Raw genomic sequence first — 470 nt, forward strand, 5'->3', positions numbered from 1 at the left:
CGCCAAGCCGGGCTTTTCTTATCCTTGTCTAGAGGGTAGGAAATGTTACGAAGCGCAGCAAGAGCGGGCGCAAATATTGGCCTTTAGCTCAGCTGGTTAGAGCGCACCCCTGATAAGGGTGAGGTCGGTGGTTCGAGTCCACTAAGGCCAACCATCTTCTTTAATAAATGAATACTTCCCATGGGGACTTAGCTCAGCTGGGAGAGCACCTGCCTTGCACGCAGGGGGTCAGCGGTTCGATCCCGCTAGTCTCCACCATGAGACTTTCCGATGATTAACCGTCATCGAAAACTTGTACCTTGAAAACTGGATAGCGAAACAAAGCGCGAATTAAGAAGAAGAGTATCATCTCTGCCTTACTAGTGTCACAATTGTCACTGACGACTGAAGTTCAGCCTTACGGCTAAACTTAACAGTCGCAGTGTGGTTAAGCTAATAAGTGCGCACGGAGGATGCCTAGGCGCCAGGAG

Annotated in this window: 2 tRNA genes; both read left to right on the plus strand. The window is 50.2% G+C overall.

What is annotated here, in order from left to right:
* Positions 1-77: 77 nt before the first annotated feature.
* Positions 78-154 (plus strand) — tRNA-Ile (locus tag L3D05_RS26255).
* Positions 155-182: 28 nt separating this feature from the next.
* Positions 183-258: transfer RNA gene (locus L3D05_RS26260), tRNA-Ala, on the plus strand.
* Positions 259-470 lie beyond the last annotated feature (212 nt).

The sequence above is a fragment of the Cohnella mopanensis genome, assembly GCF_022352055.1.
In the GTDB taxonomy this organism is placed as follows: domain Bacteria; phylum Bacillota; class Bacilli; order Paenibacillales; family Paenibacillaceae; genus Cohnella; species Cohnella mopanensis.